This is a genomic window from Massilia sp. ST3 (assembly GCF_018119405.1).
GTDB lineage: Bacteria > Pseudomonadota > Gammaproteobacteria > Burkholderiales > Burkholderiaceae_D > Telluria.
The window spans coordinates 1-23,016 of the sequence record NZ_JAGPWC010000078.1; the positions used below are offsets into that span (position 1 = coordinate 1).

General features: G+C 67.8%; 19 protein-coding genes and 1 pseudogene. 13 read left to right on the top strand and 7 right to left on the bottom strand.

The window, feature by feature from the left end; translation table 11 throughout:
* Positions 1-77 precede the first annotated feature (77 nt).
* A pseudogene (locus KBW98_RS20345) lies at positions 78-1,232 on the top strand (thiamine pyrophosphate-dependent enzyme); the annotation flags it as partial.
* Here the strand turns inward: KBW98_RS20345 and KBW98_RS20350 are convergent.
* Positions 1,227-3,275: a diguanylate cyclase gene (locus KBW98_RS20350; RefSeq protein WP_211521991.1), complete on the bottom strand. Its 2,049-nt coding sequence runs from the start codon at positions 3,273-3,275 to the stop codon at positions 1,227-1,229. The pseudogene KBW98_RS20345 and the gene KBW98_RS20350 overlap by 6 nt on opposite strands.
* A gap of 255 nt (positions 3,276-3,530) precedes the next feature.
* On the opposite strand from KBW98_RS20350, the gene KBW98_RS20355 reads away from it, so the two are divergent.
* The 4 genes from KBW98_RS20355 (at position 3,531) to KBW98_RS20370 (ending at position 9,024) form a co-directional block, all read left to right on the top strand.
* Entirely contained in the window at positions 3,531-4,031 is a 501-nt protein-coding gene (locus KBW98_RS20355; RefSeq protein ID WP_211521992.1) for a VOC family protein, read from the top strand.
* A 117-nt stretch (positions 4,032-4,148) separates the two neighbouring features.
* Positions 4,149-5,036, top strand: coding sequence for a PhzF family phenazine biosynthesis protein (locus tag KBW98_RS20360; protein WP_211521993.1), 888 nt, complete (start codon positions 4,149-4,151; stop codon positions 5,034-5,036).
* A gap of 136 nt (positions 5,037-5,172) precedes the next feature.
* Entirely contained in the window at positions 5,173-5,958 is a 786-nt protein-coding gene (locus tag KBW98_RS20365; protein ID WP_211521994.1) for a hypothetical protein, read from the top strand.
* Positions 5,959-6,141: 183 nt separating this feature from the next.
* Positions 6,142-9,024: a putative bifunctional diguanylate cyclase/phosphodiesterase gene (locus tag KBW98_RS20370; RefSeq protein ID WP_373888979.1), complete on the top strand. Its 2,883-nt coding sequence runs from the start codon at positions 6,142-6,144 to the stop codon at positions 9,022-9,024.
* A 57-nt stretch (positions 9,025-9,081) separates the two neighbouring features.
* On the opposite strand, the gene KBW98_RS20375 is transcribed toward KBW98_RS20370, so the two are convergent.
* Positions 9,082-9,810 (bottom strand): hypothetical protein, encoded by a 729-nt coding sequence (locus KBW98_RS20375; RefSeq protein ID WP_211521996.1) that lies wholly within the window; start codon positions 9,808-9,810, stop codon positions 9,082-9,084.
* 290 nt (positions 9,811-10,100) lie between these two features.
* On the opposite strand from KBW98_RS20375, the gene KBW98_RS20380 reads away from it, so the two are divergent.
* A complete protein-coding gene (locus KBW98_RS20380) occupies positions 10,101-10,697 on the top strand; it encodes a PEP-CTERM sorting domain-containing protein (RefSeq protein WP_211521997.1) in 597 nt (198 codons plus the stop codon).
* A gap of 77 nt (positions 10,698-10,774) precedes the next feature.
* Entirely contained in the window at positions 10,775-11,779 is a 1,005-nt protein-coding gene (locus KBW98_RS20385; RefSeq protein ID WP_211521998.1) for a bestrophin family protein, read from the top strand.
* Between the two features lie 6 nt (positions 11,780-11,785).
* Here KBW98_RS20385 and KBW98_RS20390 read toward each other — a convergent pair whose 3' ends face one another.
* A complete protein-coding gene (locus KBW98_RS20390; protein WP_211521999.1) occupies positions 11,786-12,163 on the bottom strand; it encodes a DUF4124 domain-containing protein in 378 nt (125 codons plus the stop codon).
* 172 nt (positions 12,164-12,335) lie between these two features.
* Here KBW98_RS20390 and KBW98_RS20395 point away from each other — a divergent pair, with 172 nt between their 5' ends.
* Entirely contained in the window at positions 12,336-13,295 is a 960-nt protein-coding gene (locus KBW98_RS20395; RefSeq protein WP_211522000.1) for a threo-3-hydroxy-L-aspartate ammonia-lyase, read from the top strand.
* Positions 13,296-13,441: 146 nt separating this feature from the next.
* Here the strand turns inward: KBW98_RS20395 and KBW98_RS20400 are convergent, their stop codons facing one another.
* Genes KBW98_RS20400 through ompR form a run of 3 tightly spaced genes read right to left on the bottom strand, consistent with a single transcriptional unit; the run spans position 13,442 to position 16,201 of the window.
* Positions 13,442-14,113 carry a bifunctional 2-polyprenyl-6-hydroxyphenol methylase/3-demethylubiquinol 3-O-methyltransferase UbiG gene (locus KBW98_RS20400; RefSeq protein ID WP_211522001.1) on the bottom strand — a complete coding sequence of 224 codons (672 nt, stop codon included), beginning with the start codon at positions 14,111-14,113 and terminating at the stop codon, positions 13,442-13,444.
* A gap of 1 nt (position 14,114) precedes the next feature.
* Entirely contained in the window at positions 14,115-15,500 is a 1,386-nt protein-coding gene (locus KBW98_RS20405) for an ATP-binding protein (protein ID WP_373888980.1), read from the bottom strand.
* Entirely contained in the window at positions 15,500-16,201 is a 702-nt protein-coding gene (gene ompR / locus KBW98_RS20410) for a two-component system response regulator OmpR (protein WP_051306146.1), read from the bottom strand. The genes KBW98_RS20405 and ompR overlap by 1 nt, the downstream gene beginning before the upstream one ends.
* A 270-nt stretch (positions 16,202-16,471) precedes the next feature.
* Between ompR and KBW98_RS20415 the strand changes: the two genes are divergently transcribed.
* From KBW98_RS20415 to KBW98_RS20435, 5 genes are all read left to right on the top strand, one after another.
* Positions 16,472-16,852, top strand: a complete 381-nt coding sequence (locus KBW98_RS20415) for a hypothetical protein (protein WP_211522003.1) — start codon at positions 16,472-16,474, stop codon at positions 16,850-16,852.
* A 194-nt stretch (positions 16,853-17,046) separates the two neighbouring features.
* A complete protein-coding gene (locus KBW98_RS20420) occupies positions 17,047-18,930 on the top strand; it encodes a flagellar assembly protein A (protein ID WP_373888981.1) in 1,884 nt (627 codons plus the stop codon).
* A 91-nt stretch (positions 18,931-19,021) separates the two neighbouring features.
* Complete coding sequence (locus tag KBW98_RS20425) at positions 19,022-19,477, top strand: chemotaxis protein CheW (RefSeq protein ID WP_211522004.1); 456 nt, start codon at positions 19,022-19,024, stop codon at positions 19,475-19,477.
* 90 nt (positions 19,478-19,567) lie between these two features.
* Entirely contained in the window at positions 19,568-20,611 is a 1,044-nt protein-coding gene (locus KBW98_RS20430; RefSeq protein ID WP_211522005.1) for a lysozyme inhibitor LprI family protein, read from the top strand.
* Between the two features lie 25 nt (positions 20,612-20,636).
* The gene (locus KBW98_RS20435; protein WP_211522006.1) at positions 20,637-20,951 is read left to right on the top strand and encodes a hypothetical protein; all 315 of its coding nucleotides are present in this window, start codon (positions 20,637-20,639) and stop codon (positions 20,949-20,951) included.
* Position 20,952: 1 nt separating this feature from the next.
* Here KBW98_RS20435 and KBW98_RS20440 read toward each other — a convergent pair whose 3' ends face one another.
* Positions 20,953-22,932, bottom strand: a complete 1,980-nt coding sequence (locus KBW98_RS20440) for an ATP-binding cassette domain-containing protein (RefSeq protein WP_211522007.1) — start codon at positions 22,930-22,932, stop codon at positions 20,953-20,955.
* Between the last annotated feature and the right edge of the window lie 84 nt (positions 22,933-23,016).

Here is a 23,016-nt window from a genome sequence, read left to right on the forward strand (position 1 = left end):
GGCCAATGGTTGTGCCGGCGCCGCGGGCGCCGCGTCACTTGGGGGGGGTTTAAATTGACGCGCCGGCGCCGGCGCTCCCCGAGGCCGCGCTGGACCAGGCCGCGGCGCTGATCCGCGCCGCGCGCCGTCCGGTGTTCTACGGCGGCGGAGGCCTGGTCAGTGCGGGAGCGCAGGCCTGCGCCGCCTTCGCAGCGCTGGTGCGCATGACGAACGCGCCCTGCACCCTGACCCTGATGGGCCTGGGCGCCTTCCCGGCCTCCAGCCCGCAGTGGCTGGGCATGCTGGGCATGCACGGCACCCTGGAAGCCAACCTCGCCATGCACGAGGCCGACCTGGTGATCTGCGCCGGCGCGCGCTTCGACGATCGCGTCACCGGCAAGCTGGATCACTTCTGCCCGCAGGCGCGCGTGATCCACGTCGACATCGATCCGGCCAGCATCGGCAAGGTGGTGCGCACCGACGTGCGCCTGGTGGGCGATGCCGGCGCCGTGCTGGCCGCGCTGGCGCGCAGGGTCGAGGCGCTGGCGCCGGATCCGGGAGCGACCTTGCCATGGTGGCGCCGCATCGCGCAGTGGCGCGCCGCGCGCTGCCTGGCTTTCGAGGAGCGGGGCGAGGCGATCGCGCCGCAGCGCCTGATGCAGGCGCTGTCCGGGCCGCTGGCCTCGCGCGATGCGATCGTCTCGACCGACGTCGGCCAGCACCAGATGTGGGCGGCGCAATTCCTGCGCTTCGAGGCGCCGCGCCGCTGGCTGACCTCGGGCGGGGCGGGGACCATGGGCTACGGCCTGCCGGCCGCGATCGGGGCCCAGGTGGCGCACCCCGAAGCGCTGGTGGCCTGCATCAGCGGCGACGCCTCGATCATGATGAACATCCAGGAATTGTCGACGGCCGTGCAGCACCGCTGTCCGGTCAAGGTGATCCTGTCGAACAACGGCTGCATGGGCATGGTGCGCCAGTGGCAGGAACTGCACCACGGCGCGCGCTACAGCCACAGCTATTCGGAAGCCTTGCCCGATTTCGTTGCGCTGGCGCATGCCTTCGGCTGGCGGGCGCGCCGCGTCCAGCGCGCCGGCGAGCTGGATGCCGCGATCGCCGAGTGCCTCGATTCAGCGGGCCCGTTCTTCCTCGACGTCGCGGTGGAGCGGGCCGAGAACTGCTTCCCGATGATCCCGGGCGGCTGCGGCCACCATCAGGTCATGCTGGGCAAGGAACGCTGGTACGACGCCTCATGAGGCGGCGCGGGCAGGGCCGTCGATCCGTTCGACTTCGACCAGGCCCGCGGGTGCGGCGTCCTTGGCGCCTTCCAGCTTGGCCAGCACCTCGCCGGCCGGCGCGTGCAGGCGGGTCAGGATGCGCGCCTGGTTGCGGCCCTGGGCCTTGCCCTGGTAGAGCGCCCAGTCGGCCAGGCGGATGGCGCGCTGCCAGTCCAGCTCCTCGTCCGCGCCGGGCAGCGGCAGCCACACCACGCCCGCGCTCACGGTGACCGCTACCCGGCAAGTCTCGGCCTCGACCGGGGCCGAGCCGATGGTGTCCAGCACGCGCCGGACCAGGGCGGCCACGTGCTCCTGGTCGGCGCCCGGCGCGTAGATCATGAATTCCTCGCCGCCCCAGCGCAGCACCATGTCGCTGTCGCGCACCGCCGCGCCCAGGCGCCGCGCCACCTCGACCAGCACCGCGTCGCCCACCCCGTGGCCCCAGCGGTCGTTGATGCTCTTGAAGTGGTCGATGTCCATCAGGACGAAGCAGTCGACGCCGCCGGCGGCCTGGCTGCGCCGCTCCTGCTTGCCGAGTTCGGCGCGGGCGCGCATCTTCTCGAGGAAGGAGCGGCGGTTGTGCAGGCCGGTGAGCGAATCGCGCATCGAGTGGTACTCGAGCTGGGTGTTCACCTGCTGCAGGCGCGCGTTGCTGCGCGCCGCGCGCCGGTACAGCACATACACCACGGCGCCGGCCAGCACGGTCAGCACGGCGGCGAAGCTGGTCGCCAGCTGGGCGGTGCGGCGGCTGCCCAGCTCCGCATCCTTCAGGTGGTTCTCGCGCTTGAGCAGCAGGATCTGGCGCGTGCGCTGGCTGGCGTCGAATTCTTCCTGCATCGTGGCGATGGCGCGGTCGCGCGCGGCGCGCGCGCTGCTTTGCTGCAGCGCCTGCTGTTCGCGCACCGTGGCCAGGGCCTGGCGGTACTGGCCCGCCTGTTCCAGCATGCGGCCCTTTTCGTCCAGCACCGCTTCGAGGTCGGCCGACGCGCCGGCTTCGCGCAGCTGGGCGGCCACCGCGTCGATATAAGGTGCACCTTCCTTGAGGCGGCCTTGCCCCATCAGGGCGAAGCCCAGGTTGGCCTTGGCCATGACGATCACGTTCTGGTCCTTGACCCGGTTCGAGGCCTCGAGCGCCTTGCGCGCTTCCTGCTCGGCGCGTGGATAGTCGTGGCGGCGCAGGTAATAGTCGGCGATATTGCCTCGCACCGAAGCCTCCATGCCGACCAGGCCGGCCGCCAGGGCGCCGCGCAGGGCCTGCTCGAAGGCGGCGATGCCTTCCTCGTTGCGCTCGAGGCGGATCAGGGCGATGCCCCGGGTGTACTGCAGCTGGGCCACCGCCGGCGCCGGCACGCCGGGATCGGCCAGGCCCAGGCCGGTCGCCTCGACGGCTTTCTCCGGATGGTCGTTGTTGATGTAGATCTGGGCGATGCGGCCGCGCAGCAGGCTGCGGTGGTCGGCGCTGTCCGGCAGGCCGTCCAGCAGGCGCAGCGCGCGCAGGTAGGCGCCCAATGCCTTGTCGTAGTGGGCCTTGGCGTTCGAGATATCGCCCTGGGTGGTGTCGAGGGTCACCTTGAGCATGGCCGGGGCATCCGCGGGCGCTTCGGCCAGGATCGCGTCCAGGCTGGCCTGGGCGTCGTCCGGCCGGTTCTGGTCGAGCATGCGACGCACCTCGCCAAGGCGGGCGCGCGCCGCCGTCGCGCGGTCCTTGTGGGCCAGCGCCAGCGCCAGCGCCTTGCGCTCGGCGGCATAGGCCTGCTCGAGCCGGCCGGCGTCTTCGTTGAGCCAGACTTCGGTGCGCAGCAATTCCTGGCGCAAGGCGTAAGGCGCATTCCCGCCGGCCGCGGCCTGGAGCGATGCCAGGCGCTCCAGTGCCTCGGTGGGCGAGCGCTCCGACAGCTTGTGGATGGCGGCCAGCTCGGCCTGGGCGGCGGCGCTGTCCATGGGAGCGGCCTGCAGGGAAGCGGCGCCGAGCAGGAGGGCGGACAGAAGCAGGCGGGAGGCCAGGCGAAGGGGAAGCGGCATGATCGGCGGCGGCAGTCGGATGAATCGAAGATTATTTAGGGAAATGTTTCTTCTCTCAAGGAAAGGACTGGCGACGTGAGTGCGTTGACAAGTTATTGATGCGCTCCCGCAACAGTCACGCTGTTTTCGCGCGGCTTGTCTATACGACCTGGAGGCTGTGCCAGCGCAAGGCTCTTGGCCATTGCGCGAACCACCGGGCCGGCGTAGGGTTCTTATGCAGAGCCGTTCATCTGTCCAACCTGAAGGAGACCAGCCATGAATGACAGCAGCACCTCCAAGAATGACAGCAGCACGTCCAAGCCGGTGGAAGAGGGGATGCACACCGTGACCGCCCACCTCGTGTGCGCCGGCGCGGCCGATGCGATCGCGTTTTACGTGCGCGCCTTCGGCGCCCAGGAAGTCATGCGCCTGCCCGATCCCGAGGGCAGGCTGGCGCACGCGGCCATCCGCATCGGCGACTCGATGGTGATGCTGATGGACGACTACCCGAACTGGGATGCGCGTGGCCCGAAGGCGCTGGGCGGCACGCCGGTGACCCTGCACCTGTCTGTGCCGGACGTCGACAGCGCCTTCCGGCGCGCGGTCGAGGCCGGGGCCGTGTCGCGCATGGAGCCGGCCGACATGTTCTGGGGTGACCGCTACGGCGTGGTGGAAGATCCCTTCGGCCACCGCTGGTCGATGGCGACCCACATCCGCGACGTCCCGCCCGAGGAGATGCAGAAGGCCATGAAGGAGCAGAACTGCCCGGACGCATAGCCGGGGAGGACAGGCCAGGCTGGAGGCGGGCTGCTTGCCGGGCGAAGCCAGGGCGGTCCCGGCAGGGCGCGGATGGGCGGGCTATCATGGCAACTTCTCTTTCGACGAGGACTGTCCATGAATCCGAACCTTGATCCGGGCGAGCTTGCCCATCCTGACGCCCGGCTTGGCGAGGTACTGCGCATCGCCGCCTTCGACGATGCCGGCCAGGGCGGCAACCCGGCCGGCGTGTGGATCGGCGCGGCGCTGCCGCCGGCCGCCGAGATGCAGCGCCTGGCCCATGCTGTCGGCTTTTCCGAAACCGCCTTCGCTGCGCGCGAAGGCGAGGGCTGGCGCGTGCGCTATTTTTCGCCCGAATCCGAGGTGCCTTTCTGCGGCCACGCCACCATCGCCCTCGGCGCTGCGCTGGCGCGCGCCGAGGGCGACGGCCGCTTCCCGCTGCAACTGAACGCGGCCGCGATCACGGTCGAAGGCCGCTGCGAAGGCGAACGCGTGCAGGCGGCGCTGCAGTCGCCCCCGACCCGCTCGCGGCCGGCGCCACCTGAACTGGTCGAGCGCGCATTGGACTTGTTCGGCTATACCCGGGCGGACCTCGATCCACGTATTCCACCCGCGCTCGCGCACGCCGGGGCCGATCACCTGGTGCTGGCCTTGAACAGCCGCGCAGCCCTGGCGGCGATGGCGTATGAACTTGAAGCCGGGCGCGCCTTCATGCAGGAGCATGGCCTGGTGACCGTGGTGCTGGCCTGGGCCGAGCACGCCCAGTTGTTTCATACTCGCAACCCCTTTGCCTCCGGCGGCGTGTATGAGGATGCGGCCACGGGCGCCGGCACGGCCGCGCTGGCCGGCTACCTGCGCGACCTCGGCTGGCCGCATGGCGGCGCCATCGACGTCATCCAGGGCGAGGACATGGGCATGCGCTCGCGCCTGCGGGCCGAGTTCGGGGACACGCCGGGCGGATCGGTCCGGGTGTCGGGAACGGCGCGAATGATGCCACTATGTTAGATGACGCACAGAACTATTGCGTTACATCAAATAAGGGCATAAAAGCATAGCTGCTCATCAGTATGATTTTTTTGTGGCGGATTGATAATTTGATCCAGACAAGTTCTGTTTCAACCAATCAACTAGGAGTACCGCCATGGAGCTGTTCCCCGCAGCCGTGTTCAACCCACCGAAGGCGTCCCGTGCAAGGACCGCGCGCGAAGCCGCCGCCGGTCGTGCGATCGAGCGTCTGCCGTTCACCATTCGCCGGGTAGAAACCGAGGCGGACCTGCTCAAGGCAGTGCAGATCCGTCATGCAGCCTACGCCCGCCACGTGCCCGATTTCGCCCGCAGCCTGGCACAGCCGGAAGCCGCCGACTACGACGACGACACCATCGTGCTGCTCGCCGAGTCCAAGCTCGACGGCTCGCCGATCGGCAGCACCCGCATCCGCACCAATCTCTACCGCCCGCTGGGCGTCGAGGAATCGATCGTGCTGCCGGACTGGCTGCAGGGCAAGCGCCTGGTCGAGGCGACCCGCCTCGGCATCGACGAGGGCCGTGTCGGCCGCATGGTCAAGATTGCACTGATCAAGGCCTGCTTCATGTATTGCGAAGACAATGCGATCGATTACTCGGTGGCCACTGGCCGTCCTCCGGTCGACCGCCAGTACGAGCAGATGATGTTCGTCGATGTGTTCCCGGAGCGGGGCCCGGTCCCGCTGCGCCATGTGGGCAATATCCCGCACCGCGTGATGGCCTTCGAGATCGCCACTTTCGAAGAACGCTGGGCCGCGGCGCGCCACCCGCTGTTGAACTTCTTCTTCAACACGCACCACCCGGATATCGATATCGGACCGGCCGCGCCGCCCCCCGCCCTGGCCCTGCCGCGCGGGTTTGATATCGAACGGCCATCCGAACGTTGCGAATTGGCCGTTGCTTGAGCAGTTTAGGCGCCGTCAAGACATTTATTGCATGACGGCACTAAATTTACGCTGTATCCTTGCGCCTTGAGCCGCCGCAGCGACGCGCCGGCGACCTGTTCCGCATCGATACCGCCTATGCCCAATTCCACACCCAAGCTCCGCTCTTCTCTGCCAGCCGCTGCGCACGCGGCTGTGGAGCTGGTGTTAAAACTGTTCGGCTACTACCTGATCCCGATCGGCATCGGGATCATGTCGCTGGTCGCCCTGATCTTCTTCCACGACGAATACCGCGTCAGCGGCGACGTGCCGCTGGCCATGCACGTGACCGTGCAGGACGGCGCGCAGGCGCTGACGCCCGCCGAGGCCCTGGCGCGCGCCGCACCCCAGCCGCTGATCAACACCCACGAGACTCACCTGTCAGAAGCCCCGGTCTGGTTCGCCTTCGAACCGATGCCGCGCGGCGGCGAGCAGGTCATCGAATTCCCTTCGCGCCACGCGCTCGACGTCGCCTGCTGGGACGCCGAGACCCTCGCGCCCCTGGGCAGCGCCACGCGCGGCAGCGCCAACGGCGCGTTCGAGATGGCCAAGGCCGGCTTCGTGCTGCGCGCGGCGGCGGTGCCGCTGCCGCGCCAGATGCTGTGCCGCGGCGGCTTCTCCGGCCCAGCCCGCCTTTCGGTCCTGCAATGGCCTGCCGAGCAGTTCGACAAGTCACTCGAGCAATACCACCGCAAGTCGGGCCTGCTCGACGGCGGCATGATCGTGCTGGCGCTGTTCGTCCTGATCACCGCCCTGATCAATCGACAGCCGCTGTACGTGCTGTTCGCCGGCTGGCTGATCCTGAACCTGCGCGTGGGCGCGCTGTCGGCCGGCTGGGACATCCAGTGGCTGGGCCAGACCATTCCGTCCGACTGGCTGCTGCGCAGCCGCTCGGTGACGATCACGCTGTACGGCATCGCCACCCTGACCCTGTACGGGGCCCTGCTCAAGGAGCACCTGGCCGAGATGCGCTATGTGCTGCCGATGCGCGTCATGCAATGGCTGTGCATGCCGATGCTGGCCGCCGCCATCCTGCTGCCTTACCGCATGTACCTGCCGCTGATGTGGGTCATCGTGGTGTGCTGCTTCGCGATGATGACGATCGGCCTGTTCAAGATCATTGTCGAGTCGCGCAACCGCGTCGCGTCCTGGTTCGCGGCCTCGTTCGCGCTGACCTTCCTGGCTTCGATGGCCGAAGTCGCCGCGGCCGCCCTCGGCCTGCGCGAACTGCTGGGCGTGATCAACAGCGTCACGGCCGCACTCGCGTCCAGCCTGCTGGCCGCGTTGGCCGTGGCCGAGCAGATGCGCAGCGAAACGGAAAAGCGGCAGGAAGCCCAGGAAGAGCTCGAGCACGCCTACAAGGCGATGCCGGTCGGCCTGTTCACCCTGGACATGTACGGCCACTTCCTGAGCGTCAACCCGGCGCTGCAGAAGATGCTGGGCATTACCGCCTTCGTCCCGGGCCGCACCGCCTGGCGCCAGTTCTTCACCGAGATGAGCTGGACCGGGCTGCACGAGCAGGTGCATGCCAAGGCCGAGGCCGAAATGGAGCTGACCAGCCGCGACGGCAGCCAGCGCTTCCTGGTCAGCGCCACCCTGGCGCGCTCGCGCATCGAGGGCGTGCTGCAGGACACCACCGAGAAGCACAAGGCCACCGAGCAGCTGCGCTTCATGGCCAACAACGACCCGCTGACCAAGGTCTACAACCGGCGCGGGATCGAGAAGGAATTCGCGACCGCGGCCGCCAGCCTGGCCGCCGGCCGCCCGATGGCCCTGGCCTACGTCGACCTCGACCGCTTCAAGCTGATCAACGACCTGTTCGGCCACGCGGCCGGCGACGAAGTGCTGCGCCAGGTGTGCGAACGCATGGGCACCATGCTGGCCGGCGGCCAGCAGATCGGCCGCGTGGGCGGCGACGAATTCGTGATCGTGATGCCGGAGACGGCGATTCCGCTGGCCACCATTATCTGCCGCGGCATCGTCGACCGCCTCGGCAACACGCCTTACCGGGTGGGCGACAAGGCCTTCCACGTGCGCGGCTCGGTCGGCCTGATCGAAGTGGTGCCCGGCATGGCCATGAAGGACGCGGTCTCGACCGCCGACCGCGCCTGCCGCGAAGCCAAGACCGGGGCCGGCGACGGCCTGGTGGTGTACGAGCGCGGCGCCGACGCCTTCCGCCAGCGCGCCGCCGAGCTCGACCTGGTGGCCCGTCTGTCCGGCCCGAACGCGACCGACAACCTGCTGCTAGAGATGCAGCCGATCATGTCGCTCAAGAATCCGCACGAATCGCTGAACTTCGAAGTGCTGCTGCGCATGCGCGAGCCGGACGGCCGCGTGGTGCCGGCCGGCCCGGTGATCGCCGCCGCCGAGAAAAGCGGCCGCGCCAGCATGATCGACCGCTGGGTGCTGTCGACCACCCTGGCCTGGATCGCCGAGCATGCCGAGCAGCTGTGCAACACCCGCTTCGTCTGCATGAACCTGTCCGGCGCGTCGCTCAACGACGAGCGCTTCGTGCAGGACACCTTCGACATCCTGGGCCGCTACGTGCACGTGGCTAGCCGCCTGTGCCTGGAAATCACGGAAAGCGTGGCCCTGCACGACCTGGACAACACGCGCCGCTTCATCGACCAGGTGCGCAACTTCGGCGTCAAGGTGGCGCTGGACGACTTCGGCGCCGGCTACACCTCGTTCTCTTACCTCAAGGAACTGCCGGCCGACGTGCTCAAGATCGACGGCAACTTCATCGTCAACATCAACGCCCATCCGGCCAACGTGGCCATCGTCGAGGCCATCGTCAGCCTGGCCGTGAACCTGGGCATGAAGACCATCGCCGAATGGGCGGAAGACGCGGCCACGGTCCAGACCCTGCACGAGATCGGCGTCGACTACGTCCAGGGCTGGGTGGTGGCGCGCTCGCAGCCGCCCGAGCGCATCCTGGAAGCCAAGTCCTCGGCCAGCTTCATCAAGGACGAGGACTTGCTGGAACTGCTGCGCGAACTGGAAACGCCGCCGGTGCCGCATCTTGCCAGCGTGACGCGCCTGCACTAAGCCCCGTCTTCTCCGGCGGCAGGCAGGCCTTGCGGCAGGGCCGCCGGCCGCCAGCTTTTAGTCTGGCGTGCCGGTCGGCTCGACCTGAATGGCCTTGCGCGCGAACTCCCTGAGTTTGGCATTGAACTCGGGATTTCCGGATGGAGGCAACTTCACGAGCGTTCCCTTTTCCGGCCCCCTGAGGAAGTCGGCCAGCATGGAACCAAGCGCCCCCTGGTCGATATTTCCCGCTTCAATGATGTCGACGCCCCCCACCTGCCTGGCGCCTGTCTGCCTCATGCCTTCACCCGTGTACTTCGTTGCCTTGACAGCTTTTGTCACGGGATCGCGGATGAATTGGGTGGTCGAGCAATCGGCCGTGGCAGGCGGAACCAGGGTTGCCGCCGTGGTCCTGTCCTCGCCAACGTAGGAATACAGTTGTGGCGGCGCCGAGGGGTCGCGCGGGATGAAGATGCCGCCATCGCGATCGAGCTGCCACGCGCCTTTGGCAGGCTTGTTCTTCGGTGGGCCGTGATAGACGCCGCCCGGGGGCGCACGGAAATAGGTGCCGTCCGCATCTTCGCCTTCCGAGATATAGGGGCCGCGCTCGAGCCGCGTTTCCCACTCGACTTTAAACAAGCCCTTCGTTTCCATACCGGACAGTGCGGCCGGCAGGTGGATGCAGCTTAATTGCGCGGGAGGCGGTGGCAGGCTGGGCTCGGCGACTGCCGGCCCGGCGCCAAAACCCAGCAGGAGCGCCAATCCAGCGGCGGGCACTGCACTGCGAGGCGACGTTAACATGTTCATCAATTGTCCCGGGTTGAAATAGCAAGCGTTGGCCAGATAGCCGGTTGCCGGCAAAGTGGTTTGTCTTGGGCGGCAAAGAAATCGGCTTGATCCACGCCGCTCAAGTATAAACAGTGCGTTTCGACAATTATTCACACATTGTTGCGCAGCTCACGCTGGCCCGTGTCGAAGCACTTTACATTCCGGCCTGCCTCGGCAGGGGATTCGACTGATTGTCGTTATTGCTCAGTTATTTAATGTGATGGCTCGGAAATTGCTCTTTCGAAAATCATCGAAAACCGGGAGGGACCATGAAGCCTAAACGCATTGCCGCCGCTGCCTTGCTGTCGTTGCCTGTTTTGTGTAATGCCGGCGTCATCTACGAATGGCGCGCACTCAACAACGAGGTTCCGCACGGTATTTCGCTTCGGCTTGAATTCGCGCACGGGGCGGTGAGAAGCGGCGCATTCAATATGAGCTTCGAGAACATTGTTCCGGGAACGCGGATTCCCGGTTCCGCGCTCCTGGCGCTCCATTACTCGTTTCCAGGCGAACCCGTCCCAGCAATCGATTTCCGGCCCAGGAATGGCCTTGTGGGGACGATGACGGGATATCTCACCATGAACCTCAGCTTCGATCCTGGCGGATTCCTCAGTGGGTATATCTACGCGAACGACTCCGAGCACCATATCGAAATGCGTTCGCAAGGCCATGTGTTCACCGTGCTCGACGCAAACAGTGACGCGGGCATGCCGCAAGCCGGCTGCGGCACCGGCTTCCCGGGCGACGTCAAGTGCGAGGGCGCCATGGGCCATTTCCGCCAGGTGCCCGAGCCCGCGTCGCTCGGCCTGCTGGGCATCGGCCTGCTCGGCGCCTACGCATCCCGCCGGCGGAAGGCGAACAGCTAGGAACAGCGCGTGGAAGGCGAGGCCTTGTTGATCGATATGCACCAATTGGACCGCCAGGCCTGTGGCATAGTAGACCGATGCACATCGGCAGATCCTACGGACTCCTCGAGTTCCTCGTCTGGACCCGGCGCCGGGCCTACCTGTTGCTCGCCAACGCGGGTCTTGTTGCCGGACTCTACCTGCTGGCGGGCTGGCATTGGCTGGCGCTGCCCTGGCCCGTGGTCGCCATCCTCGGCACCGCGGCTTCCTTCATCGTTGGCTTCAAGAATGCCCAGACCTACGCGCGCAGCGTCGAAGCCCAGCAGGTCTGGAGCACGATCACCAGTCTCAGCCGTTACTGGGCGCTGATCAGCCGCGACTTTCCGGTCCATGCCGGCGCGACCAGGGACCTCGTGTTTCGCCACCTGGCGTGGCTGACGGTGGTGCGCTACCAGTTGCGCGCTCCGCGCAAGTGGGAAGCGGCGGGACGCACACCCGACGTGGAATACCGCAGCAAGGCCTTCCGCGTCGCGGAGCACACTGTTCCGCTCAACCAGGCCCTGTCGCCCTATTTGCCGGCCGCGGAAGTGGAAGCCTTGCTGGCAGCGGGCAATCCGGCGGGAACGCTGATTGCCCGGCAGAGCGAGGCGATCCGCCAGCTCTACACCGGCCAGGAGCTGGTGCCCCTGCACCATGCCGAGATGCAGAAGACCCTGAAGGAATTCGTGGACCAGCACGCGCGGGCCGAGCGCATCAAGAATTTTCCCTATCCGCGCCAGTACGCGATCATCAATACGGTGTTCGTCTGGACCTTCGCCTTGCTGTTGCCGCTGGGCGTCGTCAGGGAATTCGCCCAGGTCGGCGCGGCCGCGGGCTGGCGGGAGCCGATGGGCTGGCTCGCGGTGCCGTTCAGCACCCTGGTCGCGTGGATGTATGTCGCGCTCGACCAGGTGGGCGAAAGCACGGAGAACCCCTTCGAAGGCAGCGCCAACGATGTGCCGATCACCCATATCTGCCTGGGTATCGAGCGCGAGCTGCGAACCCTGCTGGGCGAGCAAGGCCTGCCGGAACCGGCCGGGCCGGACAATCACATCGCCCTGTAGGGCGGCTTACTGAAGACCGGCCAGGGTGTGCTTGGCGCCGCTGTCGAGCAGCAGGAACTGGGCGCGCGCTTCCTTCAGGGTGGCGACGTCGCGCTGCATGGGCTTGGCCTTGGCGCGGCGCGGGGCCTTGCGCTCGGCGGCGCGCGCCGGCGGCACGCTGCTGCGCTCGACCGTGAGCGGGTAGGGCTGGGCGGTGCTGACGCCCTCCGCAGCCGGCATGTTCGCCATCCGTACCGTGGTGGTGCCGTCGCCGCAGGGCTGGTCGGTGAGGGTGACATGGCCGGCGCTGTCGATGCACTTGACGATGTCGTTTCCGGCGAGGACCGCGGGTGCGGCCGCCGTTGCCGCGGCGAGCAGGCTGAGTTGGCACAGGATACGCTTCATGGTCGGCTCCTTCTTGAGAAGCTTCATTCTGCGCGCCGCTTGCCGCCGCTTCTGTTCGTTGACTCACCCTGTGCGCGGGTAGGCGCAACTACGCACAGATTGCTTTTTTACAAGCGTGGGGCGCTTCGCTACAATGCAGCACCAACCCCCTCCCTCGAGACAGGACGCTCCCATGAACATGCTTCCCACTTACGACGACGTGGTCGACGCCGCAGGCCGCATTGCCGGCGCCGCCAATTTCACCCCGGTGCTGACCTCGCGCACCGTCAACGAAGAGTTCGGCGCGCAGGTGTATTTCAAGTGCGAGAACATGCAGCGCATGGGCGCCTTCAAGTTCCGCGGCGCCTACAACGCGCTGTCGCGCTTCAGCCCCGAGCAGCGCCGCGCCGGCGTCGTGGCCTTTTCCTCTGGCAACCATGCGCAGGCGGTGGCCCTGTCCGCGCGCCTGCTGGGCATGCCGGCCACCATCGTGATGCCCCAGGACGCACCGGCGGCCAAGGTCGCGGCCACCCAGGGCTATGGCGGCAAGGTGATCTTCTACGACCGCTACACCGAGGATCGCGAGCAGATCGGGCGCGAGCTGGCCGAGAAACATGGCCTGACCCTGGTGCCGCCCTACGACCACGCCGACGTGATCGCGGGGCAGGGCACGGCCGCCAAGGAACTGTTCGAGGAGACCGGGCCGCTGGACGCTTTCTTCGTGTGCCTGGGCGGCGGCGGCCTGCTGTCGGGCTCGGCCCTGGCGACCCGTGCGCTGGCGCCCAACTGTGACCTCTACGGCGTGGAACCCGAGGCCGGCAACGACGGGCAGCAGTCCTTCCGCTCGGGCGCGATCGTACACATCGACACGCCCAAGACCATCGCGGACGGGGCGCAGACCCAGCACCTGGGCAAGCTGACTTTCCCGATCATCCAGCGCGATGTGGACGACATCCTGACCGTGTCGGACGATGAGCTGGTGCAGTGCATGCGCTTCTTTGCGGAGCGCATGAAGATCGTGGTGGAGCCGACGGGGTGTCTGGGGTTTGCGGCGGCGCGCAAGATGAAAGAGAGCTTGCGCGGGAAGCGGGTGGGGATCCTGGTCAGTGGGGGGAATATCGATTTGGCGCGGTTTGCGGGGTTGATCGCTTGATGCGCTAACGCTGAGCGGCGAAACTTGGGTCCCCGCCTGGGCGGGGATGACGTTTTAAAGGTGCGGGCCACCTGCTATGCCATCACTACTCACCGATGATCCGTCATCCCCGCGAAGGCGGGGACCCAAGTTCGTGTGAGTAATCGTCAGCCCTGAAGCTCGCCGACGAGAATGAGCGACACCGCCTTCCCCGTCTCCGGATGCACCGGCTCCCGCATCTCCACCATCCTGAACCCGTGCGCCACGAACAGCGCCACCCAGCTCCCCACCGTCCTGAAATACCACGGCGGCGCATCCGCGAACCCGCTGTTGAATCCCGCCCAGCTCCCTTCGCGCCAGCCGTCCACATAGGGCTGATCCCCGCAAGCCGTCACCGGATGCACCGTCTGCACGACCAGCGCGCCGCCCTGGCGCAGGTAGGAGGGGGCGGCGCGGAGCAGGCCCTCGACCGCTTCCTTCCCGATCAGCGAGAAGTTACACACCGCGACGTCGGCGCCCAGCTGCAGGCGTCCTTGCGCGATTTCTTCATAGGACATCACCCGGAAGTCGCCGCCGCCCGCCGCGCGCGCCGCCTCGACCAGTTCCGGAATCGCATCCACGCCGACCATGCCGACCTCCGGCAGCGCTCGCACCAGCCAGCCTTCGCCGCAGCCCAGGTCGACCCCGGTGCGCGGCGCTCGCGCACGCACGGCGTCCACGATCGCCTGGTTGGTCACCAGCACGCGCGAGGCGATCTCGTTGCCGCGCACCGCGCAGGTCCAGGGACCGGCGTTGCGCGACCATGCATCGAGCACCTGGGTATCGGACTGGGTGTTCATGTCAGCCGGCCAGCGGCAGCGCGATCTGCAGCAGCAGGCCGCCTTCCTCGCGGTTGCGCACGGTCAGCTCCGCGTTGTGGCGGGTCAGCACGCGTTCGACGATGGCCAGGCCCAGGCCCGCGCCATTGGCCTGGCCGCGTGCGCTGTCCAGGCGGGTGAAGGGCTTGAGCAGCTGGGCGATCTGGTCCGGCGGCACGCCCACGCCGTGGTCGCAGATGTCGATCACGGCGCGCCGCCCGTGCGCGGTGGATTTCACGCGCAGCAGGATCGCGATCTCGGTGTAGTCCGCGCCCGGGGTCTTGCCGTAGCGGCGCGCGTTCTCGATGATGTTGTTGACCACCCGGCGCAGGTCGGTCGCGTTGCCCAGCACGTGCACGCCCGGCATCAGGTCGGTCTTGACGCGCAGGTCGCGGATGCGGGCCGCCTCGCGGCCCACGTCGGCCAGCATCTCCGACAGGTTCACGGCGACGAAGGTCGCGGCGTCGGTCGGCTTGGCGTAGTCGAGGAACTGGCCGATGATGGCGTCCATCTGGTTGATGTCCGACTGCATGCCTTCGCGCGCCTCCTGCGGCAGCGAAGCCATCTCGACCTCGAGCTGCATGCGCGCCAGCGGGGTGCGCAGGTCGTGCGAGATGCCGGCCAGGATCACGGCGCGGTCCTTCTCGACCTGGGCCAGGTCCTCGACCATCTGGTTGAAGCTGCGGTTGGCCTCGATGATCTCCTGCGAGCCTTTCTCTGGCAGCGGGGTGGGGCGCTCGCCCTTGGCGATGGCGCGCGCGGCCGCCGTCAGGCGCGCCAGCGGGAGGTTCACCAGGCTCGAGATCAAGGCCGCGCCCACCAGCGACAGCAGGCCGACCAGGGTCGCCCAGCCCAGCCACTGGACCCGCGTCAGGCCGGCCAGGCGCTCGCGTTCGAGCATCAGCCAGTACTTGTCGTCCTCGATGTTAAAGCTGATCCAGAAGCCGGCGACGCCGTTCACGCGGCTGGAGAAGCGCGTGTCCTTGCCCAGCTTCTCGCGCACCTTGGCGGCGATCTCGGGCATCAGGGGATTGGCGGGAGGGGGCTCGACGACGTCGCTGTCCTCGAGCGTGAAGATGCGGATGCCTTCGTTCGAGACCAGCTCGAACAGCAGCTCGCGCCGCAGGTCGGGCGCCGAGTGGGTCAGCGCGGCCTTGGTGATGGTCACCACCGACACCACCAGTTCGGCGGTCTGCTCCACCTGCGGGCCGCGCTGGTAGACGTTGAGCATGCCGATCCAGGAGCCCATCGACAGGGCCGTCAGGACCGACAGCAGGAAGAAGGTGCGCCAGAACAGGCCGCTCTTGTACCAGGCGAAGCGCGCGGCGCGCCGCGCCGCCGCGAAGGGCGAAAACGGCGGTGAAAACACTAGCGCGGCTGGCCTTCCGGAATGAAGACGTAGCCCAGGCCCCAGACCGTCTGGATGTACAGCGGGCTCGATGGGTCAGGCTCGATCAGCTTGCGCAGGCGCGAGATCTGGACGTCGAGCGAGCGGTCGAACACCTCGTATTCGCGGCCGCGCGCCAGTTCCATCAGCTTCTCGCGCGACAGCGGCTGGCGCGCGTGGCGCGCGAACACCTTCAGCACCGAGAATTCGCCGGTGGTCAGGGGCACGGTCTCGCCGTTCTTCTTGAGCGTGCGCGTGCCCAGGTCGAGCACGAAGTCGCCGAACTCGAAGGTCTGCGGGGTTTCGCTCGGTGCGCCAGGGATCTCGTCCGGGCCCTTGCGGCGCAGCACCGCGCCGATGCGGGCCACCAGCTCGCGCGGGTTGAAGGGTTTCGGCAGGTAGTCGTCGGCGCCCATCTCGAGGCCCACGATGCGGTCCACGTCCTCGCCCTTGGCGGTCAGCATGATGATCGGGGTCTGGTCGCCCGCGCCGCGCAGGCGGCGGCAGATCGACAGGCCGTCCTCGCCCGGCAGCATCAGGTCCAGCACCAGCAGGTCGTAGCGTTCGCGCAGCCAGAGCTTGTTCATGGCCGGCGCGCTCTCGGCCGTCACCACCTGGAAACCCTGCTCGGTCAGGTAGCGCCGCAGCAGGTCGCGCAGGCGCACGTCGTCGTCGACGACCATGATCTTCGCGGAATGGCCGCCTTGCGCGCCAGGGCCCGCGCTGGTTCCGGTATTCGAAGTCGTTGTACTCATGTGGCTTCCAAATTTGTCAGAAGAATATTGCTATGGTAACGTCTTACGCTTAGGCATTTCGACAACATGCCTCATCCATTACAATGTGTTACAAACTTTACCCAATCAGGCTTACACCTCAGACGGTATGCACATACACTGGCGGCAAGTGGTCATCACAGCTTATCTGTTTATATGGCATCGCGGAAGAGGAACACCATGAAAGACGCGCTCATCAAGACTGAAGCAGCATCGGGCGGCGCAAGCCGCCTGGCACGGCTCGTGCGCCACGGTGTGCTCGCCTGCGTGCTGGCTGGTGTCGGCGCCGGTGCGCTGGCCCAGAACTACGAGCGCGGCAACCCGCGCCGCGAGGAAGCGCAGCCGTCCATGCGCGACCGTTTCCAGATGCAGATGCAGGACCAGCGCAATTTCGAGGAACGCCAGCGCGCCTACGACGAGCAGCGCCGCCAAATGCAAATGGAACGCGAGCAGCGCGAACAGCGCGGCGAACGCCGCATGACGCCGGACGAGCGCAGCGACCTGCGTCGCCAGATCAACGAGGCGCGCCGCGACCTGTATCCGAACGCCCAGCGCCGCTGAGGCGCGCACTGCCAAGCACGACGGCGCCTGCGGGCGCCGTTTGTCGTTTACGACGCTCTGTATTGACAAAATTTCTTTGCGGAAAGTTAGTTGCTATATATTTATTTATGCAGCGCAACGTGCTACGCTTAGCCTTGACTCATGGCGGGTACCGATTCCGGTGGCCGCTTTCCTGAGCAGACTGGAGCGTCATCGTGATCGAGCCCGCCGCACATCCGCCTGCCCCGGCGTCCCGCCTTGCGGGCACTGGGCCGGAGCACTGCATCGTCAAGCGCGCCGACGGTGTGTATGCCGATCCGCAAGTCTTGGGCACGACCCTGGTGGCCGCGGTCGACAACATCCTGCTCGCCGATAATTATTTCGCCGGACTCGATTACCCGGTCCTGATCAAGGCCTTGTACGGCCATGGCCCGGAGCTGCCGCGCGATGCGCGCGGGCAGGCGCTGGTGCGCATCGCCGACGACATCGTCCCCTTCAGCCCGGAGCGCCGCGCGCTCTACCGCGCGGTCAAGATCGCCGACGGCGAGGCCGGCTACTATTTCGAGCCCGTGTTCCTGTCTGATGCGGACGGCGTCGAGACCCCGACCCGGCTGGACGTCGACGAATTCATCGCCGACATGTGGATGAAGGGCATCCGCTTCGGCATCGACGTCGCGGCCCTCACCGAAGCCATCGCCACCGGCGCGGCCGGCCGCATCGCCGTGGCGCGCAGGCTGGACCCCCGGCCCGGCATCGATGCCCGCGTGACCGAAGTCTCCAGCCTGCACCGCAGCGACGCGCCGCGCCAGCTGGCCAACGGCAAGCTCGACCTGATGAGCTTCCAGAACCGCTTCCCGCAGATCCGCCTCGGCGAACGCCTGCTGCAAAAGCTCCCGCGCGAGGCGGGCGAGCCCGGCTTCGACCTGTCCGGCATCCCGCTCGCGCCCGAGATCCCCAAGGACCTCGACCTGGGCAGCTACGCCGGTCCCGGCACCAAGGTCGAACAGCACGCGGACGGCGAATTCCTGGTGGCGCAGCAGGACGGCTTCCTGAGCGTCGATCCCAAGAGCAGCCGCATCGCGGTGGACGACAAGATCGTCAGCCATGACGGCGTCAGCGCCAAGACCACCGGCAACCTGAACCTGAGCGGCGACTACGAGGAATTCGGCGAGGTGCAGGAGCAGCGCATCCTCGAAGGCGAGGGCATCACGGTGCACGCCGACGTGTTTGGCCACGTGGTCTCGCGCGGCGGCGCGATCCTGCTGAACCGCAACCTGGTCGGCGGCAGTGCGCGCAATGCGGCCGGACCGATCACGGTGCAAGGCGTGGCCTCGCAGTCCGTGGTCCAGACGGCGAACGGCGAAGTGCGCATGGCGCGCGCCGAGAACTGCATCATCTCGGGCACGCGCGTGGTGGTGGAGCAGGCGATCAATTGCGAGATCCTGGCCGAGGAAGTCGAGGTCGGGATCGCCGAAGGCTGCGCCATCGGCGGGCGAAAGCTCAGCATCGGGCGCGCCGGTCCGCGCCGCCAGAGCGAGATGCTGGTCTTCGTGCTGCGCCCGGACTGCAGCCGCTACACCGAGGCCATGGCCCAGGTGCGCGAGCGGGTCGGCCAGTTCGGCGAGCTGGCGTCCCGCCACCGCGCCGAGATCGAGGCGCTGGGCGCCCGGCCCGACCTGCGCAAGTACCTGCAGCTGGCGCCGCGCATCCGCAAGGGCGAGCTGGTGCTTAGCGCCGAGCAGCAGCCGCAGTTCGAGCGCCTGTCGCAGGCGGTGCTGCCGGCGCTGCGCGAGCTGGGCCGCCTGAACCACGAACTCAAGGCCGCCGAAACCGAGCAGCAGGGCGGCATGGCCTTCCTGGCCCAGCTGGAAGCCCAGCGCAGCGCCCGCGCCGGCGCCGCCAGCGTAACCATCGAACAGTTGGACGGCGACGTGCAGGTGCGCGCGCTGGCCTACGAGCCTGACGCCGGCAGCGTGCACGACCTGCCGGCGCGCGAGGTCAAGGCGCGCCTGCGCGAATCCGTGGGCGCAGAGCTGCTGTTCGCCGGATCGAGCGGCGAAGTGCGCTGGGACCATACGAGCGGGGCGGCGGCCGCCTGAGAGCGGCGCACTGTTGACTGCAGTCAACGATCCGGAGGCGGCGCGGCCTTAGCATGAAGGTCGCTTCATCGAACCGCCGAAAGGACCCGCCATGCATTCACCTTCCGCGACGCCGCAGGAATTCCTGAGTTTCACCCTGGGTGGCCTCGAGTATGGGCTCGATTGCGCCAAGGTCCAGGAACTCAAGCCGCTCAAGTCGCTCGAGCGCTTCGCCGCGGACGGCGAGATCATCGGCGGCGTCGCGCTCTCGCGCGGCGTGATCCTGCCCGTGGTCGACCTGCGCGCCGCCTTCGCGCCCGGCGTGGGCGCGCCGCATCCCGATACCGACGTCATGATCGTGCGCCTGGCGTCCTGCCTGGCAGGACTGGTGGTGGAGGCGGTCGGGGACGTGGTGCGCCTGGCGCCCTCGCAGATCGTGGCGCTGCCGGGGGCGCACCACGCCGACTACCTGATCGGGATGGGGGTGCTCCAGCAGCGGCGGCTGGTGCTGGTCGACATCGACCGGCTGATGTCGCTGGCGCCGAAGCAGCCGAAGCGGGCGGCCTGAACGGCCTCCGGGAGCATATCGACAGCGCTGATAGTCCGCGCGCCGGATATGCGGTAAGGTGGCGTTTTCAGGCCTGAACGACCACGACACATGCCCCTGCAATTCATCCGCAAGGCGCTCGCCATCCTCCTGCTTGCGCCGGGTGCGGCGGTGTTCGCCGCGGCGCCTTACCCGAATACCTCCCATTTCGGCGTCCCGTTCTCCGAAGACGAAGCCTGGCATCGGCAATGCCGGCGCGTCGAGCAGCGCGCGGCGCCCGGCTACCAGGCCCCAGGCAACGGGGCGGCGGCGCAATGCGACGCTGGCGCCTTGTACTACGCCAAGCGCGGCCAGGCCGAGACCTCGGCGGCCGAGTGGAGCCAGGTGCGGGCATGCGCGCTGGCGCGCGGCGACCATGCCGTCCTGGCGATGCTGTACGCGAACGGCTTCGGCGTCGAGCGCGACCTCGACGTCGCGATGTACCACGCCTGCAGCATGGAGCATGTCGCCAAGGCCGAAATGGAAGGGCGCATCGCGCACCTGGCCGCCATGCAGCTGGAGAGCGAGGTGTTCGACCAGTGCGACGACATCACCAGCGGCGCCATGGGAACGGTGTGCGCGGGCATCCGCGAAACGCAGGACGACCGGGTGCGCGAGGCGCGTCTCGACCGCATGGCGCGCTCGCTTCCCGGCGCCGCCCGCGCGCGCTTCGGCGCATTGCGCACGGCGGCCGAGCGCTATGTCGAAGCCAGCGCCGGCGAGCGGGACATGCATGGCACCGGCGCGCCGGGCTTCGTGCTCGCCCACCAGGGGCGGCTGCGCGAGCAGTTCATGCAGGCGGCGATGGATGCCGCCGGCGGCAGGCTGCCGCGCGCGACGCCGGCCCAGGTGCGGCAGCTCGACCGTGAGCTGAACCGGGTCTACCGGGAGGTCATGGCGCTTCCTTCGAAGCAGGATAACTGGCCGGACCGCATCGGCGATTCGACGATCAGCCGCGCCGACATCCGGACGGCCGAGCGGCGCTGGATCGCCTATCGGGATGCGTTTACGGCGTTCGCCGCGCAGCTCGGCAAGGGTGCGGACGGCAACGCGGCCAGGGCGCTGCTGACGCGCCAGCGCATCGCCGCGCTGCGCCGCCTGGCGAGCTACCGCTAGCGTGCGCAGCGGCTAGAATGTGGGCATGCCACGCAAATCTCCCATCTTTCCCGGCCCCCGCACCGCGCGCGGCGCCGTGCTCGCCGTCCTGCTCTCCAACGCCGACCAGGCCGGCGCCGAGCCGCTGCGCGGGCGCGTGACCCTGGCCGCCATCGTCAAGGCGCTCAAGCGCAAGTACAACTGGCCGATCGAGACCACCAGCTTCCCCTCCAACGCCGCCGACGGCCGCGCCACCTGGGCCACGGTCTACAGCCTGCCGCCCGAGGTGATCAAGGCCGCCATGGACGCGCGCGGACGCGACTGGCTGCGCAGTGCGCAAGCAGGCAGGGATACGGACTGATTCAGGCGGCCAGGCCTTCGAGCTGCTCCTGCAGCTCCAGCCATTCCGACTCCAGCTGCTCCAGGTCGCGCGTGGCGAAGGCCTGGTCGGCCACCAGGGTCTTGAGCTTGTCCTTGTTCTCGGCCTCGTAGATCACGGGATCGAGCAGCTGGGCGTCGATCTCGGCCTTCTTCGCGTTCAGCTTGGCCATCTGCTCTTCGAGGCGCTTGATGCGGTTCTCGATCGGTTTGCGCAGCGCGGCCAGGCGCTGGCGCTCGCCCGCTTCCAGGCGCTTCTGCTCCTTGCGGTCGGCCGGCGCGGCGGCCGCTTCCGCCGCCTTGGCATCGCGCGCCGGCGCGGGCGCGGGCAGGGTGTTCGTGCCTTTTCCGAGCTTGGTCTGGAACAGCCATTCCTTGTAGTCGTCCAGGTCGCCGTCGAAGGGCTGCAGCTTGCCGTCGGCGACGATGATGAATTCCTCGGTGGTGGCGCGCAGCAGGTGGCGGTCGTGCGAGACCAGCACCAGGGTGCCTTCGAACTGGGCCAGGGCCAGGGTCAGGGCCTCGCGGGTTTCCAGGTCCAGGTGGTTGGTCGGTTCGTCCAGCAGCAGCAGGTTAGGGCGCTGCCACACGATCAGGGCCAGGGCCAGGCGCGCCTTCTCGCCGCCCGAGAAGGGCGCGATCTTGCTCGTCACCATGTCGCCCGGGAAGTTGAAGCTGCCGAGGAAGTTGCGCAGCTCCTGCTCGCGCACGTTGGGCGCGATCTTCATCAGGTGCCACAGCGGCGACTCGTCGTGGCGCAGCATTTCCACCTGGTGCTGGGCGAAGTAGCCGATCGACAGGCCCTTGCCGAGCGTCGCCTTGCCGGTCAGGGGCGCCAGCTCGCCGGCGATGGTCTTCACCAGGGTCGACTTGCCGGCGCCGTTCACGCCCAGCAGGCCGATGCGCTGGCCGATCTGCAGCGAGAAGTTCACGCGGTGCACGATGGCCTTGCCGTCCACCTTGTCGCCGTGGGCGTCGAGAATGGGATAGCCGGCGTCCACGTCTTCCATCACCAGCAGCGGGTTCGGGGCCGACAGCGGTTCGCGGAATTCGAACGAGAACTCGGCGGCGGCGCGCAGCGGGGCCAGTTCTTCCATCTTGGCCAGCGCCTTCATGCGGCTCTGGGCCTGGCGCGCCTTGGTGGCCTTGGCCTTGAAGCGGTCCACGAAGGATTGCAGGTGGGCGCGGGTGCGCTGCTGTTTTTCATACGCTGCGGCGGCCAGCACCAGCTGGGCGGCGCGCTGGCGCTCGAAGCCGGAGTAGTTGCCCGAATAGCGCTTCAGCTTGCGCTCGTCGATGTGCACGATCACGTTCACGATCTCGTCGAGGAAGTCGCGGTCGTGCGAGATGATGATCAGGGTGCCCGGATAGCGCTTGAGCCAGTCCTCGAGCCAGATGATGGCGTCCAGGTCCAGGTGGTTGGTCGGTTCGTCCAGCAGCAGCAGGTCGGAAGGGCACATCAGGGCTTGCGCCAGGTTCAGGCGCATGCGCCAGCCGCCCGAGAAGCTGGCCACCGGGCGCTGCATCTGCTCCAGCGAGAAGCCCAGGCCGATCAGGAGCTGCTCGGCGCGCGACTGCACCGTGTAGGCGTCGGCGTCCGCCAGGGCGCCGTGGAGCTCGCCCAGGCGCATGCCGTGGGCGTCGAGGTCGGGGTGCGCTTCCAGTTCTTCCAGTTCGCCTTGCAGGCGGCGCAGGTTGACGTCGCCGTCGATCGCGTATTCCAGCGCCGGGCGGTCGAGCGCCGGAGTCTCCTGGGCCACGTAGGCCATGCGCCACTTGGACGGGAAGTCGATCGCGCCCTGGTCCGGGTGCAGCTCGTTGCGCAGCATGGCGAACAGGCTGGATTTGCCGGCGCCGTTGGCGCCGATCAGGCCGATCTTGTCGCCGGGGTTGAGGGTCAGGTCGGCGTCCTCGAGTAGCGGCTTGGTGCCGCGCATCAGGCTGACGTTCTGGAATCGGATCATGGTGGGACTGCCAAAAAATGCTATGTGCTTGCGGCGGATGTAGGGTGGGGGGGGGGGCCCCCCCCCCCGGGGGGGTGGGGGGGG